Origin of the sequence: Halomonas sp. Cn5-12 (genome assembly GCF_021532545.1) — a bacterium.
Taxonomy (GTDB): Bacteria; Pseudomonadota; Gammaproteobacteria; order Pseudomonadales; family Halomonadaceae; genus Vreelandella; species Vreelandella aquamarina.
In genome coordinates, this window is sequence record NZ_JAKGAY010000047.1 from 1 (window position 1) to 17,043 (window position 17,043).

The 17,043-nt window shown below is 56.8% G+C and carries 13 protein-coding genes; 8 read left to right on the forward strand and 5 right to left on the reverse strand.

What is annotated here, in order from left to right; all coding sequences use genetic code 11:
* Positions 1 to 120: 120 nt before the first annotated feature.
* The 4 genes from L1249_RS16325 to L1249_RS16340 all read right to left on the reverse strand — a co-directional run bounded on the left by L1249_RS16325 (position 121) and on the right by L1249_RS16340 (position 6,238).
* The gene (locus L1249_RS16325; RefSeq protein WP_235253744.1) at positions 121 to 3,267 is read right to left on the reverse strand and encodes an efflux RND transporter permease subunit; all 3,147 of its coding nucleotides are present in this window, start codon (positions 3,265 to 3,267) and stop codon (positions 121 to 123) included.
* Between the two features lie 14 nt (positions 3,268 to 3,281).
* Positions 3,282 to 4,496 (reverse strand): efflux RND transporter periplasmic adaptor subunit, encoded by a 1,215-nt coding sequence (locus L1249_RS16330; protein ID WP_235253745.1) that lies wholly within the window; start codon positions 4,494 to 4,496, stop codon positions 3,282 to 3,284.
* Between the two features lie 23 nt (positions 4,497 to 4,519).
* Positions 4,520 to 5,827 carry a TolC family protein gene (locus tag L1249_RS16335; RefSeq protein WP_058578692.1) on the reverse strand — a complete coding sequence of 436 codons (1,308 nt, stop codon included), beginning with the start codon at positions 5,825 to 5,827 and terminating at the stop codon, positions 4,520 to 4,522.
* 63 nt (positions 5,828 to 5,890) lie between these two features.
* A complete protein-coding gene (locus L1249_RS16340; protein WP_152621782.1) occupies positions 5,891 to 6,238 on the reverse strand; it encodes a hypothetical protein in 348 nt (115 codons plus the stop codon).
* Between the two features lie 103 nt (positions 6,239 to 6,341).
* On the opposite strand from L1249_RS16340, the gene L1249_RS17615 reads away from it, so the two are divergent.
* Positions 6,342 to 6,602 (forward strand): hypothetical protein, encoded by a 261-nt coding sequence (locus tag L1249_RS17615; RefSeq protein WP_062372400.1) that lies wholly within the window; start codon positions 6,342 to 6,344, stop codon positions 6,600 to 6,602.
* Positions 6,603 to 6,617: 15 nt separating this feature from the next.
* On the opposite strand, the gene L1249_RS16350 is transcribed toward L1249_RS17615, so the two are convergent.
* On the reverse strand, positions 6,618 to 7,574 hold the full coding sequence (locus tag L1249_RS16350; RefSeq protein WP_042924031.1) for an arsenic resistance protein: 957 nt from the start codon (positions 7,572 to 7,574) through the stop codon (positions 6,618 to 6,620).
* A gap of 708 nt (positions 7,575 to 8,282) precedes the next feature.
* Here L1249_RS16350 and L1249_RS16355 point away from each other — a divergent pair.
* From L1249_RS16355 to L1249_RS17740, 7 genes are all read left to right on the forward strand, one after another.
* Complete coding sequence (locus L1249_RS16355; RefSeq protein WP_168444433.1) at positions 8,283 to 8,435, forward strand: hypothetical protein; 153 nt, start codon at positions 8,283 to 8,285, stop codon at positions 8,433 to 8,435.
* 145 nt (positions 8,436 to 8,580) lie between these two features.
* The gene (locus L1249_RS16360; protein WP_213262668.1) at positions 8,581 to 10,974 is read left to right on the forward strand and encodes a type I restriction-modification system subunit M; all 2,394 of its coding nucleotides are present in this window, start codon (positions 8,581 to 8,583) and stop codon (positions 10,972 to 10,974) included.
* Positions 10,971 to 12,242: a restriction endonuclease subunit S gene (locus L1249_RS16365; protein ID WP_213262667.1), complete on the forward strand. Its 1,272-nt coding sequence runs from the start codon at positions 10,971 to 10,973 to the stop codon at positions 12,240 to 12,242. Before L1249_RS16360 ends, L1249_RS16365 begins: the two co-directional genes overlap by 4 nt.
* A 9-nt stretch (positions 12,243 to 12,251) precedes the next feature.
* A complete protein-coding gene (locus L1249_RS16370; RefSeq protein ID WP_213262666.1) occupies positions 12,252 to 15,353 on the forward strand; it encodes a type I restriction endonuclease subunit R in 3,102 nt (1,033 codons plus the stop codon).
* 52 nt (positions 15,354 to 15,405) lie between these two features.
* Positions 15,406 to 16,293, forward strand: a complete 888-nt coding sequence (locus L1249_RS16375; RefSeq protein WP_213262665.1) for a GIY-YIG nuclease family protein — start codon at positions 15,406 to 15,408, stop codon at positions 16,291 to 16,293.
* Positions 16,294 to 16,439: 146 nt separating this feature from the next.
* The gene (locus tag L1249_RS16380) at positions 16,440 to 16,625 is read left to right on the forward strand and encodes a DUF4172 domain-containing protein (RefSeq protein ID WP_213262664.1); all 186 of its coding nucleotides are present in this window, start codon (positions 16,440 to 16,442) and stop codon (positions 16,623 to 16,625) included.
* A gap of 362 nt (positions 16,626 to 16,987) precedes the next feature.
* On the forward strand, positions 16,988 to 17,043 hold a 56-nt coding region (locus L1249_RS17740; protein ID WP_442908452.1), incomplete at its 3' end, for a helix-turn-helix domain-containing protein.

Below are 17,043 nucleotides of genomic sequence, written 5' to 3' on the forward strand. Positions count from 1 at the left end.
CCGATCAGCACGGTGGGTTTTGGCAATAACGGGCTTGCGAAAGCCAACTTGCACGGGGCGAATGATCAAAAAGTGCTCGCTGGCGGTGATAGGGAAAGTGTCGGCGCCGGCTTCACGGATTCAGGTATCAGTGTCGTGATTAATGTCGCCTGTGGGCGTGGAGTTACTGGCACTTCTGCCATGCAACAGCGCATAGAGCACAGGGAGTACAAACAACGTCAACAGGGTGGACGAGATAATCCCGCCGATCACCACGGTCGCCAGAGGACGCTGTACTTCGGCACCGGTGCCGGTATTGAGTGCCATGGGTACAAAGCCGAGGCTTGCTACCAGGGCGGTCATCAATACCGGCCGTAAGCGGATCAGGGCGCCTTCGACAATGGCCTTCATCAGGTCACCCTGCTCGTGCCACAGATCGCGGATAAAGGCGATCATCACCAAGCCGTTTAACACCGCCACCCCGGAGAGGGCGATAAAGCCAACACCCGCCGAGATCGACAGGGGCATGTCTCGCAGCCACAGGGACAGAACCCCGCCGGTGAGGGCCAGTGGCACGCCGGTGAAGATGATCAAGGCATCTTTGAGGGAGCCGAAGGCCATCACCAAGAGTGCGAGGATGATGGCGAGGGTCACGGGCACCACGATGGCAAGCCGCTGACTGGCGGACTGCAGTTGCTCGAAGGTCCCGCCGTAATCCAGCCAGTATCCGGCGGGTAGGTCCACGTCGTCCGCAATGCGCGCCTGTGCTTCCTCGACAAATCCGCCCAGGTCGCGGTCCCGCACGTTGGCGGTGACCACCACCCGACGCTTGCCGTTTTCCCGGCTGATCTGGTTGGGCGCCGGAGCCAGCTCCAGCTCGGCCACTTCCGACAGGGGCACATAGCCACCGTCCGGCAGGGGGACAGGTAGGTCCGCGAGGCTGTCCACATCCCGGCGGATGTCTTCGGGCAGACGCACCACCAACTGGAAGCGGCGGTCGCCTTCGTAAATCAGGCCGGCGTTTTCGCCCCCGACACCGGCTGCCACCAGATCCTGGAGATCATCCACGGTCAGCCCGTAGCGGGATAGCGCCATGCGCTTGGGGTGTACCGACAGCATGGGCAGGCCGGTCACCTGTTCGACCCGGGCATCGGCGGCGCCCTCCATGGATTCCACAACCTCAAGGACGTCGTTGGCCGATGCCAGCAGCTGATCCAGGTCATCGCCGAACACCTTGATGCCGAGGTCGGCGCGCACGCCGGAGATCAGTTCGTTGAAGCGCATTTCTATGGGCTGGGTGAACTCATACTTGTTGCCGGGAAGCATTTCCACCGCTGCTGCCATTTCCGCCACCAGTTCATCCTTGGTTTTGTCTGGGTTCGGCCATTGGCTGCGGGGCTTCAAGATAACAAAGTTGTCCGCTACGCTGGGGGGCATGGGGTCGGTGGCCACTTCCGGCGTGCCGATCTTGGCGAACACCTTGTCCACCTCCCCAAAGGCCTTCAGCCGTTCTTCCAGCTGCGATTGCATCTCGATGGACTGCTCCAACCCGGTGCCCGGGATGCGCAGGGCATGGAGTGCAATATCCCCTTCATCCAGTTGTGGAATAAATTCCGACCCCAGGGTGGTCGCCAGCCAGAGACAGACCGCTACCAGCGTGGTCGCGCCGCCCAACACCAGCCAGCGGAACCTCATAGCCACCCGCAGCGCAGGCCTGTAGAGCGATTTAGCACCGCTGATTACCGGGCTTTCCTTTTCGCTGATCTTGCCCCCCATAAAGACCGCAACAGCGGCGGGCACCACGGTCAGTGACAGCACCATGGCCGCCAGCAGTGCCATTACGACAGTGGCCGCCATGGGGTGGAACATCTTGCCCTCGACCCCGGTGAGAGCAAAGATCGGCAGGTACACCACAGTAATGATGGCGACACCAAACAGGCTGGGACGAATCACTTCGTTGGTGGCCTCGAACACCAATTGCAGACGTTCCTTGAGGGCCAACTGACCCTGGTGCTGGGCCTGGGACAGGCGCCGGATACAGTTCTCGACGATGATGACCGCGCCGTCGACGATCAGGCCGAAATCCAGCGCCCCCAGACTCATCAAATTGGCGGATACGCCAGACCGCACCATACCGGTGATGGTGGCGAGCATCGAAAGCGGAATGACAGCTGCCGTGATCAAGGCGGCGCGCAGGTTGCCCAGCAACAGAAACAGCACCACGATCACCAGCAGTGCCCCTTCAAGCAGGTTCTTCTCCACCGTGGCAATCGCCTTGTCCACCAGGGCTGTGCGGTCGTATACCGCCTCCACCTTGACGCCGTCGGGCAGGGAGGGCTGAATGGCCTCCAGCTTTTCGGCCACCGCCTGTGCTACCGCCCGGGAATTTTCCCCCACCAGCATCATGGCGGTGCCCATCACCGTTTCCTTGCCGTCGCGGGTGGCGGCGCCGGTGCGCAGCTCCTTGCCAATGGCCACTTCAGCTACATCGGCTACCCGGACTGGCACACCATCCCGGTTGGCAATCACCACCTGTTCAATATCGCCAATGGTGGCCAGCTGCCCGGGCGAGCGCACCAACAGCTGTTGGCCGTTGCGTTCGATATAGCCGGCGCCGCGATTGGTGTTATTGGCCCGCAGGGTGCTGACCAGTTCATCCACCGTGATGCCGAACTCCAGCAACCGTTGGGGCGACGGCGTGACGTGGTACTGCTTGTCGTAGCCGCCAATGGTGTTGACCTCGATCACGCCGGGCACCTGGGCCAACTGGGGTTTGATGATCCAGTCCTGGATCTCCCGCAGTGCCGTAGCGTCCAGCGGACTGCCATCCGCTTGAGTGGCACCGGGCAGGGCTTCTACGGTGTACATGAAGATCTCGCCAAGACCGGTGGCGATGGGACCCATCTCCGGCTCCAGCCCGGGTGGCAGCGCGCTCTTGATGGCGCCCAAGCGCTCATTGATCAGGTTGCGGGCGAAATAGATGTCCGTGCCTTCCTCGAACACCACCGTGACCTGGGACAGGCCGTAGCGGGACAGGGACCGGGTATAGGACAGGTTGGGCAGGCCGTACAAGGCCGTTTCCACCGGGAAGGTGATGCGTTGCTCTGCCTCCAGGGGCGAATAGCCCGGTGCCTCGGTGTTGATCTGTACCTGGACATTGGTGATATCCGGCACCGCGTCGATGGGCAGGCGCTGAAAACTCCACACGCCCACGCCGACCAGCACCAGAATAAGGGATAACGTTAAAAACCGCCGCTCTACCGAGAAGCGTAAGATGGCGTTTATCATCAAAGCCTCCTGGGTTAGTGGTCGTGGGATGCGCCGGATTTTTCGATATCGGCCTTGATCAAATAACTGTTTTCCACCACATAGCGATCGCCTGCTTGCAGGCCGCCCAGCACCTCAGTCAGGTTGCCGTCGCTGCGGCCCAGCTCCAGTGGGCGGATCTCGTAGGTGTCATCCACCTGAATAAACACCACGGTCCAGTCCCGGAAGGATTGCAGGGCGCGGTTGTCAACCACCAAGGGGGCCTCCACCGTTTCCACCACGATATCCCCGGCCACCAGCAAACCGGGGGTCAGCAGTCCCTCGGCATTGTCGACTTCGACCCGGGCCAGGGTGTAGGGCGCGTTGCCGGGTGCCGGCAGCAGGTGGCGGATGGTGCCTTCCCGGTCAATGCCGTCAGCCTTCAGTCGGACTTTCTGGCCAATGGCAACCTCGGCCCGTTGGCCGGGGAAGACCTTGAATTCCGCCCACAGAGTGGTCAAATCGGCAATGGCGAATAGGGGTTGCTCCCCGGTCATTTCTCCGTTGCTGATCCGACGCTCAATGACGATCCCGTCGATGGGCGCTCGCAGTGCGTAGGTTTGCAGGCTTTCGTTGGACTCGACTTGAGCGAGCACGTCACCACGCTTGACCCGATCGCCCAGATTGACCTTCACCTGGCTGACCACGCCCGGGAAACGGGCGCGGATCCGGGCAATCTGCTGCGGTGCCGTGGTCAGGCTGCCGTAGGTGGTGAGGCTGCGCTCGATGGCACTCGGCCCGGCTGCGGCCGTTGTGATACCCGCTTTTCGGGCGATAGCCGGGGCGATCCGGGTGCGACCTTCGTGGGATTCCCAGTGCCAGCGGTAGTTCTTGCCGTCCATGGCGAGGCTCACTTCTACGTCGAAGGAGTGGGGTTCGGTCACCACGCCATCCCCCAGCCAGTAGTCCCCCTGGTAGGCGAAGTCGAAGGTGTCCACTTGCCCACCCAGGCGGGTGAGCTGGACATTGAGGTCAATATCATCAGTAACGGCGCGGCCATCCCTGGTGACCCAGGCCCGGTATTCCGGTGGGACCCCCTGCTCGAAGATCTGCAGTTCGACGGTGGCGTCGTTCTGTTGCAGCAGTATGCCGCCGTGAGGCCCCCTGGCCTCTGCCTGCGATTCGTCGTGTTGTTCCTCGGCAGCTTGTAAGGGGCTGATGGCAAGGCAGGTGGCCACCAGAATCAGACAGAGTTGTTTTATCAGTTGCATGGTGTGAATCCTGAATTTGTGGGTTAGCGCGTCGGGGCGCCCGGAACAGTCGCGAGTGGCTGCGCCGTAAGTTGTTCGATCAACGCCTGGTTGAGCAGCGCCGTGGTGGCGGCGTCGACCAGTGCCTCCCGTGCTGAGAGCAGCTCCCGCTGTGCGGCGGTCCACTCCACATAGCTGTAGCGGCCGTTTTCATAGGCTTCGCGGGTCTGAGTGAGTGCCTCGGTCAGGTCGGGAAGCATTTGGCTGCGAATCTGCTCAACAGTCTCGATACTTTGTTGCCGCAAGTGGTAGGCGTCGAACAGGCGCGAATGGAGGCGCAGCAGGGTATCCTCCCGGCGGAATCGGACCTCATCCCGCGCCGCCAGGGCGGCCTGCACCTCGCCGCGATTGCGCCGTCCGGAAAAGAGCGGTACCGAGAGCCCTGCGGTCAAGGCGGTATCATCCGTCTCCTCGAAACGCCGGACGCCCACCTGCCAACGGATGTCGCTTTCGGACTGGCTGCGCGCCAGCTGAATCTCCGCTTCGCGGATACGCTGTTCGCTCGCGTAGATTTGAATGGCTGGGCTGTCGCTGACCCGCTGGTACAGGGCATCGAAGTTGTCGGATGAACCGAACTGGAACAGATCGCCTTCCAGCATTTGAAAGTCCGGGCTGGTATCGCCCCACAGGGAAGCCAGAGCCATTTTCCGGCTCTCGTAGGCGGCTCGAAGACGGGACTGCTCAATACGACTCTGGGTGAGCGCGGCCCTGGCGCGCAGGACTTCGGCCTGGGGCGCCGCGCCCCTGTCGGCGCGACGGGTGACGATCTCGTGGGTGGCCTCGGCCAGCGCCACAGCTTCAGCGGCCAGTTGGAGTTTTTCCTGCAGGGCCAGTGTGGCGACAAAGCGCTGGGTCGCCTGTCCCAAGAGATCCAGGGTCTCGGCCCGGCGCTCGGCCTCGACCCGCCCGTATTGTGAGTCAACTACGCTGACGCGGGCCTGACGCTTGCCGCCAAGTTCGAGGACCGATGACAAGGACAGGGTGTACTCCGCCCCGTCGACCCCTCGCAGATTGTCGCTGCCGAGGAAGTTTTCCACTTCCAGATCGGCCTCCAGGGCAGGATTTTGACCTGCCGTAACGCGGCGACCCTCAAGACCCTGAAGGCGAAAATCGAAGACCTGGAGGCCGGGGTTTTGCGCCATGGCCCGCGAGAGTGCCTCGGACAGAGTGAGTGGTTTGTCACCGGCATGTGCCAGGGCAGAACCGAATGCCAGCGTTAGAAGGCAAAAGGCATGAATAATAAAATGGCATGGCATTGCGCGCCGCCCAGTTATGGGCATTCTGAAAAGCATGAGACTGCTCCTACGAAATTCTAAATGACGGTTATTCCCCGGGTGGGGAAGATATTCGCAGGGTCAGGAAATGGGAGGGCGGAAAAGGGAGGATTGAACCCCGGTGGTGAAGTTGGCTTGGTAGTCGGACAGTACTATTCCCGCAGTCAAGCCGGAAATGTTGGTGAGGGTTCCCAGCAATACCATGTGAAAGCAGCTGTGGCTGTGATGGCCATGGTCCGCTGAATGACTGGGGCTGCCGGGAGACGACTTGGTTGCCTGATTTTCGCTGGAAAAATCCGCTGATTCGTGTGAATGCGCATCATAATGTGGCATTGCGGGGTTGTGCGGTTGTGTTTCATAGGCAATAGACGCCACTGACTGCAAAGCAATCAACAGCGTCATTGCGACTATGAAACAGCGTTTAATCATGCAAGTGGTCCCGGAATTTGATCGTGAGCCTAGCAGAAAGGCAACCACATAGAAAGGACTGGACTCCCATGGCGTTACGTGTGTCCGTAGTGCGCTGCCCTGAGTGGCGGGCGATTGCACCGACCAACCGCAGTTCGTCTATGTGGCTGCCGCCGGGGGCAGCCGGGCCGGGATCAATATGGCCGGCGGCGACGCTATGCTCGATCTTCGCGCCATGCCGGCGGTCATGGCGATGCGGGCCAATATGACCGTGCAGGAATTGGCTGAAGAGCTGTTTCCCTACCTGACCATGGTGGAAGGGCTCAAGCTCTGCGCCCAGACTTTTACCAAGGACGTGACTCAATTGTCCTGTTGCGCCGGGTAAGGCTGCGTTCCCGGCTCAGTCGGCATTCCTGATCAGGCGCGGCAGCCAACGCAGATACGCCACCATGCCAAACAACTCGACCAGGGATTGGAAGACGATGACAACGATGGCGGCACGCCAGGGCTCCGGCAGTGACAGCGCCAGCGGCAGCATGACGAAGGAGTTGCGGGTACCAAAGCTGAAGGTGAGGGTGCGGCCGATAGTGGGCGTGAACCCGAATAGCTCACTGAGCCCCTTGCCGATGGTAGCGGCGGCAACCAGATAAAGTACAAAAACCACAAGCGCCGACCACAGCAGGGCGCCATTGTCGATCACCAGGCTGACCTGGGAACCGGCAATTAGAAACACCACCAATGCCAGCAACGGCACGGGCAGCCACCCAAGCCAGTCCACCAGTGTTTGCGCGCGCGGGTGCTTTTCCGTCAACCGTTCGGTAATCCAGGCCAGGATCAGCGGGGTGACAATCAATCCGAAGAATGCCGGCAGCAAGTGGCTGCCAACCGCCAGTTCAATGGCGATATTGCCCATGAAGAGCCAGATATAAATGGGTAGCAAAATGAGCTGGACCAGCAGAAGGATCGGCGCGGCCGCTATGGCCCTGGCACCGTCCCCACCACCGAGATGGGTAAAACTGATAAACCAGTCCGTACAGGGCACCAGCAGTACCAGCAGTACGCCGAGACGAATAGCGGGATCATCCGGTAACAGCCACAACAGAAGACCAACGACCACCGGTATCAGGATAAAATTGCCCGTCAGCAAAGCGGCCAGAAAGCGGCGATCACGAAATGCCGACCTGAGATGTATCAGTGGTACCTGAGTGAAAGTGGTGTACAGGAGAACGCCCAGTGCGGGCCAAAGCAGCGCTTCCCAATGACGGGTCTGCTCTGGTGACATCCAGCCGATGGTCATGCCGGCCAGGATGACTAGGAGATAAAGCCAGACTTGATATCGCTCCAATTGTTCGCGCATTTAAGGCTGTTCCCGCTGTTTTTTCGAGGGCACGATAGTATCATTGGGGCGCAATGAACTCCCGACACTTGCCCTGAGCATTTCGGCAGGCTTCGAGGGGGACTGAAATCTCTTTAGGTTGGGTCGGGAGAGATACGGTAAAATGGTTAGCGTCAGCGTTATACCTTTTTTCTGACAGTAGCGGGGATGGGCGTCTCCACAGGGTTGGTGGCTTTTTACCCGGTTTGGCTGGTTCTGACCCTGTTGAGAGGAGCTGTCAGTAAAAAATGAAATTATTTTTAAGGAATTTCTGAGCATGGTATTTATCATGGTGTTACCGATTATCAGTATAATAAGCCGTTGAAAATAAAAGACAAAAATGGCTTATTGATAATAGAGTGGGAGTGATCCTACGTCCAATTAGGGTAATGGTTAGCTAGACTCAACAAGGCCGCTCAACGATTGAGCGGCCTTGTTGTATGATTCGCATATACCTAAGGGCCGTAATATTCCGCTCGAAAACTTCATTGAGCAGTTCCTCAGTGTTCAAGAGGTGGTGAATCGAGTCAAACGAGAATTCGGCTCAAGGGTCTGTCTCGACCTCATCATCAAGGACACAGACCACACAAATCAGCACTGGGAAGAGGATATCGATTCGATTGATCCATTCCTGCCCGAGCGCTACACTCATGAACAGCTGAAAAGCCTACTATCAGGCGAGGATGAGTCATGAAAGATAAAATGTCGAAATCTACCCCGCTAACGCATTTTGCGCGTCATGCGAGCGCTGAGCAGAAACAAGCCGTGCGTAACAAGGTCATCCATAACGCCATCGCTCGTCAGAAGCGTGTTCTCGACCAAGCTAAAGAGCTGAATTGCTAGCTTAGCTGTTGAGCAGTCGCATTTCCTTGGCCCGCCGATGAGCGGGCTTTCTGTTTCTGCCTGTTTTTTTAGTGGCTTGCGAACAGCAGTTCATACACCCTAAAAATCGGGCTAGCGTTAAATATCATAAGGTTACATTTCATCAATGAATCAGGTTTCTCATAACAGCCTTGTCTCTTTTATTTGGAAAATTGCCGATGACTGCCTGCGCGATATTTACGTCCGCGGCAAATATCGTGACGTCATCCTGCCCATGGTGGTGTTGCGCCGCCTGGACACCCTGCTGGAGCCGACCAAGGACGCGGTGCTCGAAGAGGTTCGCTACCAGAAAGAAGACGAAGGCGCGCTAGAGCTGGATGAGGAGCCCTTGAAGGAAGCCTCCGGCTACGTGTTTTACAACACCAGTCATTGGACGCTAAAGAAGCTGCACGGCACTGCCACCAACAACCAGCAGATTCTGCTGGCGAATATCGAGGACTACCTCGATGGTTTCTCCGATAACGTCAAGGAGATCATCCGCCGTTTCAAGCTTTTCGATCAGATGCGCCACATGGCCGACAAACAGGTGCTGCTGGATGTCATCGAGAATTTCGTCTCGCCCTATATCAACCTCACGCCTCACGATACGGAAGACCCCGAAGGCAACACCCTACCGGGGCTTTCCAACCTGGGCATGGGCTACGTCTTCGAAGAGCTGATTCGCAAGTTCAACGAAGAGAACAACGAAGAAGCGGGGGAGCACTTCACGCCGCGCGAGGTGATTCACCTCATGACGCACCTGATGTTCGACCCAATCAAGAATCAGCTACCCCCGCTCATGACGATTTATGATCCGGCCTGCGGGTCGGGCGGCATGTTGACCGAAGCGCAGAACTATATCAAGGATCCAGAAGGCCTGATCAAGGCCAGCGGCGACGTCTATCTCTACGGCAAGGAGATCAACGACGAGACCTACGCGATCTGTAAATCGGACATGATGATCAAGGGTAACAACCCCGAGAACATCCGCGTTGGCTCCACGCTCTCCAGCGATGAGTTTTCCGCCGAACGCTTTGACTTCATGCTCTCCAACCCGCCCTACGGCAAGAGTTGGAGCAGCGAGGTCAAGTACATCAAGGACGGCAAGGATGTCATTGATCCGCGCTTTCAGGTGGAGTTGGCTGATTATTGGGGTAACAAAGAGACGGTAGACGCTACTCCGCGCTCCTCGGATGGCCAGCTGCTGTTCCTGATGGAGATGGTCAGCAAGATGAAGCCTGCGGGCACCAGCCCGCTTGGTTCGCGTATCGCCTCCGTTCACAACGGCTCTAGCCTATTTACCGGCGACGCGGGTAGCGGCGAATCCAACATCCGCCGCTACATCATCGAAAACGACATGCTGGATACCATCATCCAGCTGCCGAACAACCTGTTTTACAACACCGGTATCACCACCTATATCTGGCTGTTGACCAACGCCAAGCCGGAAGCCCGAAAAGGGCGTGTCCAACTGATCGACGCCAACCTGCTCTACCGCAAGTTGCGCAAGAACCTGGGCGACAAGAACTGCGAATTTGCGCCCGAGCATATAGAAACGATCACTAACGCCTACCTCGACTTTGCCCCCATCGAGCGGGAAATCGACGCCAACAACGACCCGCAGGGCATCGCCGTGCAGGTGTTCGATAACGACGACTTCGGTTACTACAAGGTCACCATCGAGCGCCCCGACCGCCGACGCGCTGGTTTCAGCGCCGAGCGCATCGCACCGCTACGTTTCGATAAAGCCCTGCGGGAGCCGATGGAGTGGCTGTGGGAAGCCCACGGCGACAAAGTTTACGAGCCGGGCTTTTTAAAAGGCGAAGCCAAAGCCATTGCCGCCTGGTGCGAAGAGCAGGGCATGACCCTGAACGCCAAGCAGCGCGGCAAACTGACCGATACCCGCTACTGGCTCAAGCTGCGCGATCTGCATGATGCGGCCACCGCCTTGATGGAGCAGATCGGCATGCAAGAGACCGATGACTTCAACGCCTTCCGCGAGGCCGTCACCAAAACGCTCAAGGCGCAGAAGATCAAGCTAACCGCCGGAGAGAAAACCGCGCTGCTGAACGCCGTGAGCTGGTACGACGAGCGCGCACATAAAGTGATCGACAAGCGCTACTCGCTCTCGAAAGAGGGCGTGAGAGGCCTGACCGAGCGCTACGGCTGCACCGAGGAAGCACTTTCGGACTTCGGCTACTACCGTCAGGACGATGGCAGCTACCTGACCTATGAAAGCGCCACCGACCTGCGCGATGCGGAAAGCGTGCCGCTAAAGGACAGCATTCACCGCTATTTCCAAGCCGAGGTGAAGCCGCACGTTAAAGAAGCCTGGATCAACCTCGACTCCGTGAAGATCGGCTACGAGATCAGCTTCAACAAGTACTTCTACCGTCACAAGCCACTGCGGAGTCTGGAAGAGGTAACGCGGGATATTTTGGCACTGGAAAAGCAGGCCGATGGGCTGATTGCTGATATTCTGGGTGTCGAAGTGGCGACGAAGCTGGAGCTGGCGGAATGAATATCGCGGCTTATCCAACGCACGAACTCACCAGTACTACTCAGGTGGCTCACCTTCCTGTTATTCCCAGTCATTGGGAAGTTCGACGGGTTAAATATGCTTCGAACCTGAAGTCGGAGAAAATTGCTAGCAAGGGATGTGACCTGCCCTATATCGGTATGGAAAACGTTCAAAGTTGGTCTGGAAACCTTCTCGAAGGTGGAAGTGAGGTCGAGGGGCTAGCAACTACTTTTGAGGCTGGCGATATACTTTTTGGAAAGCTTCGGCCCTACCTCGCGAAGGTTGTCAAACCCGGTTTTTCAGGCATTTGCTCATCTGAATTCTTGGTTTTCCAGTCTGCTAAGGATACTTTTGGAGATTTCTTGGCATATGCGCTACGGTCTTCTGACTTTATCAGCCTCATCAATGGATCAACCTACGGCGCAAAGATGCCTCGGGCGAACCCTGACTTCATAGCTAATGCTGAGATTCCATTCCCCCCGCTCCCCGAGCAACGCGCAATCGCCGCATTTCTAGATAACAAATCCGCCAAAATCGACCAGGCAGTGCGGATCAAGGAAGCGCAAATCAAGCTCTTGCGCGAGCGTCGCCAGATCCTGATCCAGCAGGCCGTCACCCGTGGCCTTAACCCTGGCGCGCCCATGAAAGACAGCGGCATCGACTGGATTGGGGAGATTCCTGCGCATTGGAAGGTTTGGCGCAGTAAATTCCTTTTTAAACAAAGTAAGGAGTTAGCTCGCAAGAACGATATTCAATTATCGGCTACGCAGTCTTTCGGGGTTATCTCACAGGAAAAGTTCGAATCTTTAGTAGGGCGTAGGGTCGTTAAAATTTCAACTAATCTCGATAAGCGAAAACATGTCGAACTAAACGATTTCGTCATAAGCATGAGAAGTTTCCAAGGGGGGCTTGAAAGGGCTTATTCAACGGGCTGCATTCGCTCATCATACGTCATCCTTAGGCCTGCGCCGGAAGTAAACCCAGATTTCTTTGGCTATTTGCTGAAGACCCCGCGCTACATCCATGCGCTTCAGATTACCGGAAATTTTATCCGCGATGGACAAGATCTGACATTTGAAAATTTCGCTGACGTGGATCTTTATGTCCCGCCATATCAGGAGCAGGCTGAAATTGCAGATCATATTAAACATAGCTGTGACAGAATCGACGATGCCATAAAGATCAAGCAAAACCAAATAGCTAAGCTTAAAGAATACAAAACCACCCTGATCAACGCGGCAGTCACGGGCAAAATCAAGGTCAGTTAAGGGGCAGTCATGAGTTATGCGGTAAGCGACACCACGGAAAAAGCGCTGGAAAAGGCCATCGAACGCAGCCTGACCGGCACCACGAGTGAAGCGCAGGCGCAGGGCATTACCGAGCCTGCTACTTACGGTGTGAGTGGTGCTTACCGCCTTGGCCATGCCAGCGACTTCGATGCCACGCTGGCGCTGGATACCCCTCGGTTCTGGGAGTTTCTCGAAACCACTCAGCCGAAAGCGCTCGACAAGCTCAAGACCCGCCACCCCGCCGATTGGCAGGCGCGCATTCTCGGCCAGTACGACAAGGTGATCAAGCGCAAGGGTGTGTTGCACCTGTTGAAAAAAGGGCTGCCGGTCGAGGATGCCCACCTTATCTTGATGTACCCCGCGCCGCTGGCCAGTTCCGCCCAGACGGTGCACGACAACTTTGCCGCTAACGTGTGGAGCGTGACGCGCCAGGTGCATCACTCGCTAGCGAACCCCAACGAATCCATCGATATGGTGCTGTTCGTCAACGGCCTGCCCATCGTCACCCTGGAGTTGAAAAACGCCTGGACGCAACAGACGGCGCGTTACCACGGTCAGAAGCAGTATCGCGACCGGGATGCCACCCAGCCGTTGCTGCAGTTCGGGCGGGTGCTGGTCCATATGACCGCCGATACCGATGAAGCCTGGATGGCGACCAAGCTCGCCGGGGACGCCACCTGGTTTCTGCCGTTCAACAAAGGGCATAACGAAGGCGCGGGCAACCCGCCTAACCCAAATGGCCACCGCACCGCTTATCTATGGGAAGAGGTGTTCAAGCCCGACAGTCTCGCCGGTATCATCCAGCACTTCGTGCTGCTGGAAGGTAAAAGCACCGACCCGCTGGCGAAGAAAAACCTGATCTTTCCGCGCTACCACCAGCTCAACGTGGTACGCAAGCTGCTGGCCCATACCGCTGCGCATGGGGTAGGCCAGAGTTACCTGATTCAGCACTCCGCCGGATCGGGAAAATCCAATTCGATTACCTGGGCCGCCTACCAACTGATTGAAAGCTATCCCGAGCAGGCCGATCTGCCCGGCGCGAAGGCGCTGGATGCGCCGCTGTTCGATAGCGTGATCGTCGTGACCGACCGCCGCCTGCTGGACAAGCAGCTGCGCGAGAACATCAAGGATTTCTCCGAGGTGAAGAACATCGTCGCTCCGGCGATGCGCTCTTCGGATCTCCGAGCGGCGCTGGAGAACGGTAAGAAGATCATCATCACCACGATTCAGAAGTTTCCCTTCATTATCGATGGCATCGCGGACCTCTCTGATAAGCGTTTTGCCGTGATCATCGACGAAGCCCACAGCGGCCAAACTAGCCACTCTCAAGGCAACATGAACAAGGCCATGGGGGGAAGTTCGGAAACGGACGAGGAGGACAACCAGGACAAGATTCTCACATCCATACGGGCACGCAAGCAGCGGGGCAACGCTTCTTATTTTGCCTTCACGGCGACCCCCAAGAACAGTACGTTGGAAATGTTCGGCGTAAAGCAGCCAGAGGGTGGATACAAGCCATTTCATCTTTACAGCATGAAACAGGCGATCGAGGAGGGTTTCATCCTCGATGTGCTGGCCAATTACACCACCTACAAAGGCTATTACGAGATTCAGAAGTCCATTGAGGACAACCCGCTGTTCGATACCGCCAAGGCGCAGAAGAAGCTGCGCGCCTTCGTCGAACACCGCCAGCAAACCATCGACATCAAGGCCGAGGTCATGGTGGAAGACTTCGTCGATAACGTGGTCAACAAGAAGAAGCTGCGCGGTAAGGCTCGGGGAATGATCATCACCCAGAATATCGAGATGGCTATTCGCTACTATCGCGCGGTACAGAAGGAGCTGGAGAAGTGCGGCAATCCGTTCAAGGCGTTGATTGCCTTTTCGGGCGACAAGGAGGTCGACGGTATCAAGTACACGGAAGCCGAGATGAACGGTTTCCCCGAGGAGAAGACGCGCTTCTATTTCGATGGCTACGACGATAAAGGCAAGCCGATGCTGCTGAACGGTCAGAGCGTCGAGAACACCTTTCGGTTACTGGTGGTGGCCAATAAGTATCTGACCGGCTTTGATCAACCCAAGCTTTGCGCCATGTATGTGGATAAAAAGCTGCAGTCGGTGCTGGCCGTTCAGGCGCTATCCCGCTTGAATCGCTCGGCGCCCAAACTGGGTAAGCGGACCGAAGACCTGTTCGTGCTCGATTTTTTCAACGAAGTCGATGACATCAAAAAGGCGTTCGATCCCTTCTTCACCGTGACGACTCTGTCGCAGGCGACAGATGTTAACGTTCTGCACGATTTGAAAGATGCACTCGATGAGACCGGTGTTTACGAGTGGGAGGAGGTTGACAAGTTCTGCCAGCGTTTCTTCAACCAAGAGGATGCCCAGAAGCTGAGCCCACTTATGGATACAGCCGCCGAGCGATTCAACGCGGAGCTGGGGCTTGAGGATAAGGACAAAATCGACTTCAAGATCAAGGCCAAGCAGTTCGTCAAAATCTACGGTCAAATGGCATCGATCATGCCGTTCGAAGTCGTGGCATGGGAAAAGCTGTTCTGGTTTATGAAGTTCCTCATTCCGAAGCTTAAGATCCAGGATCCTGACCAGGATGAGCTCGACGAGCTGCTCGAGTCCGTCGACCTTTCCTCCTACGGATTGGGCAGAACGAAGCTCAACCATGCGATTACACTGGATGCCGAAGAAGCCACGCTCGATCCGCAAAACCCCAACCCGCGTGGGTACCGTGAAGAAGAGAGCCAGAAGGACCCGCTCGAGGAAATCATCAAGACCTTTAACGAACGCTGGTTTCAAGGCTGGAGCGCTACGCCGGATGAGCAGCGCGTCAAGTTTCTTAATATTTTGGACAGCGTGAGAGCACATCCGGATTTCGAGCAGAAATTCAGCGATAACCCGGACCCCTACTCGCGTGAAATCGCCTTCGATAAAATCATGAAAGAAGTGATGTTGAAACGGCGCAAGGAGGAGATGGAGTTATACAAACTCCACGCCCAGGACCCGACGTTCAAAGCGGCGTTTTATCAAAGCCTCAAAAATGCACTGCAAAAACCTGGGCTGGGCAGAAATGTATAAAAGTGAGCTTGGCTAAAAAGCTCGCGCTGTATCGCGACCAAGAGAGAGACTAATGACATCCAGTCACCCACGCCCAACTTCCATCCGCATCTTCCTTGCTGACGGCACGCCCGAGGGCCTGCGCATCGTCGAAAAGTCCAACTGGACGGGCAGGGCGGTGGTGGCTAACCGCTCACAGCTTGAGCGTGCACTGGCCAGAAGCGAAATGGTCCAGCCGGGCGTCTATGTGCTCATGGGTCAAACGGAAGAGGGGGCGGCCAAGTTGTATGTAGGCGAAGCCGATGCACTCGCCGAGCGTATCAAGCAGCATGTGTCGGGTAAGGAGTTTTGGACTCGGGCCATCGCCTTTACCAGTACCAACGAAGGTTTGAATAAGGCCAACGTGCGCTACCTAGAGTCGCGGCTGCTGGACATGGCGAAGACGGCCAATCAGTGGGCGGTGGATAATACGGCGTACCCCTCCGCGCCTCCGCTCAATGAAGCCGACCGTGCAGACGCCGAGTGGTTCTTAGCCGAGATGCTGGTGATTTTTCCGCTATTGGGCATTGATGCGTTTGAAGCCGCTAGCAGCCAAGCCGCCGCGTCATCTTCAGAGCAAGTCGAGCCGCCGCTGACGCTTTATCTCAACGAACGTGGTGCTGAAGGCACGGGTAGAGAAGTGGCCGATGGTTTTGTGGTGCTCAAAGGCTCATTGGCACGTGCTGAGGAAACTCTTTCCATTCATGACTACATGCGCGAGCAGCGCCAACTCCTGCAAGAGCGTGGCGTACTAGCACCGCAAAATGGAAAGTTGATATTCACCCAGGATTTTCGATTTTCCTCTCCTTCAACAGCCGCAGGCGTCTTGGTTGGCGGTAGCGCCAACGGGCGTTTGGCTTGGAAGGATGCTAATGGCAAAACTCTGAAAGCCATCCAAGACATAAGGTTATCAGTTGTTTAGCCAAAACGTTTTCAACTTGCAGAAGTGGAATTTGTGCTCATCTGTATTCTTTGCCCCACCCCAAACAACTCATTAGCTAGCCCATGAGCCGAATAGCTACCATAACCGGCTCATAATATGATCTGAATAGACGGGGCAATCGGGTCATGTATGTCTGGGAACAGCCACATTGGCCGCATTTTGAGTGGGACGAATCCGCGCTGCGGCCTAACTTACATGCCTTGTGGCTGATGCAGGGGCGTGTGCTGGGTAAAAACGAGGCTGAGCCTGGGCAGGTGGATCTCAATGTGAAGATAGACGCGCTGATAGCGCTATGCCGCCCGCAATGCTGAACGAATGGTAATTTAGAGCACTCATATGTTTGCTGGATACCGTGGGAGAGGCATTTTCTTAAGGCGTTGTGGACGCAGTTGGCCAATCAATCGTCATAAGGTCATGGATATTAGTCAGAAACCCTATCGCAGTTGTCTTGATACAGCGGCGCATCGGTGCCTAGCGCTAGGTGCTCGGTGGCGCTGTTGTAGTAAAAGTGGCCATGCTCAACGTTGGCAAGGTGATAATCCCCGCAAACCCCATAGCCCTTATCAGTTAGCGCGGAAAACCTCGTACTTTTAGTGCGAGGATGGATAGCGCGGCGTCCGCCAGGACGCCTTGTGTTTTGCATCCTTACAATATTTCGTCTAAAGTGTAAAGCATGAAAGCCGAACGCGCCTACCAATACCGCTTCTATCCCACGCCTGAGCAAGCAGC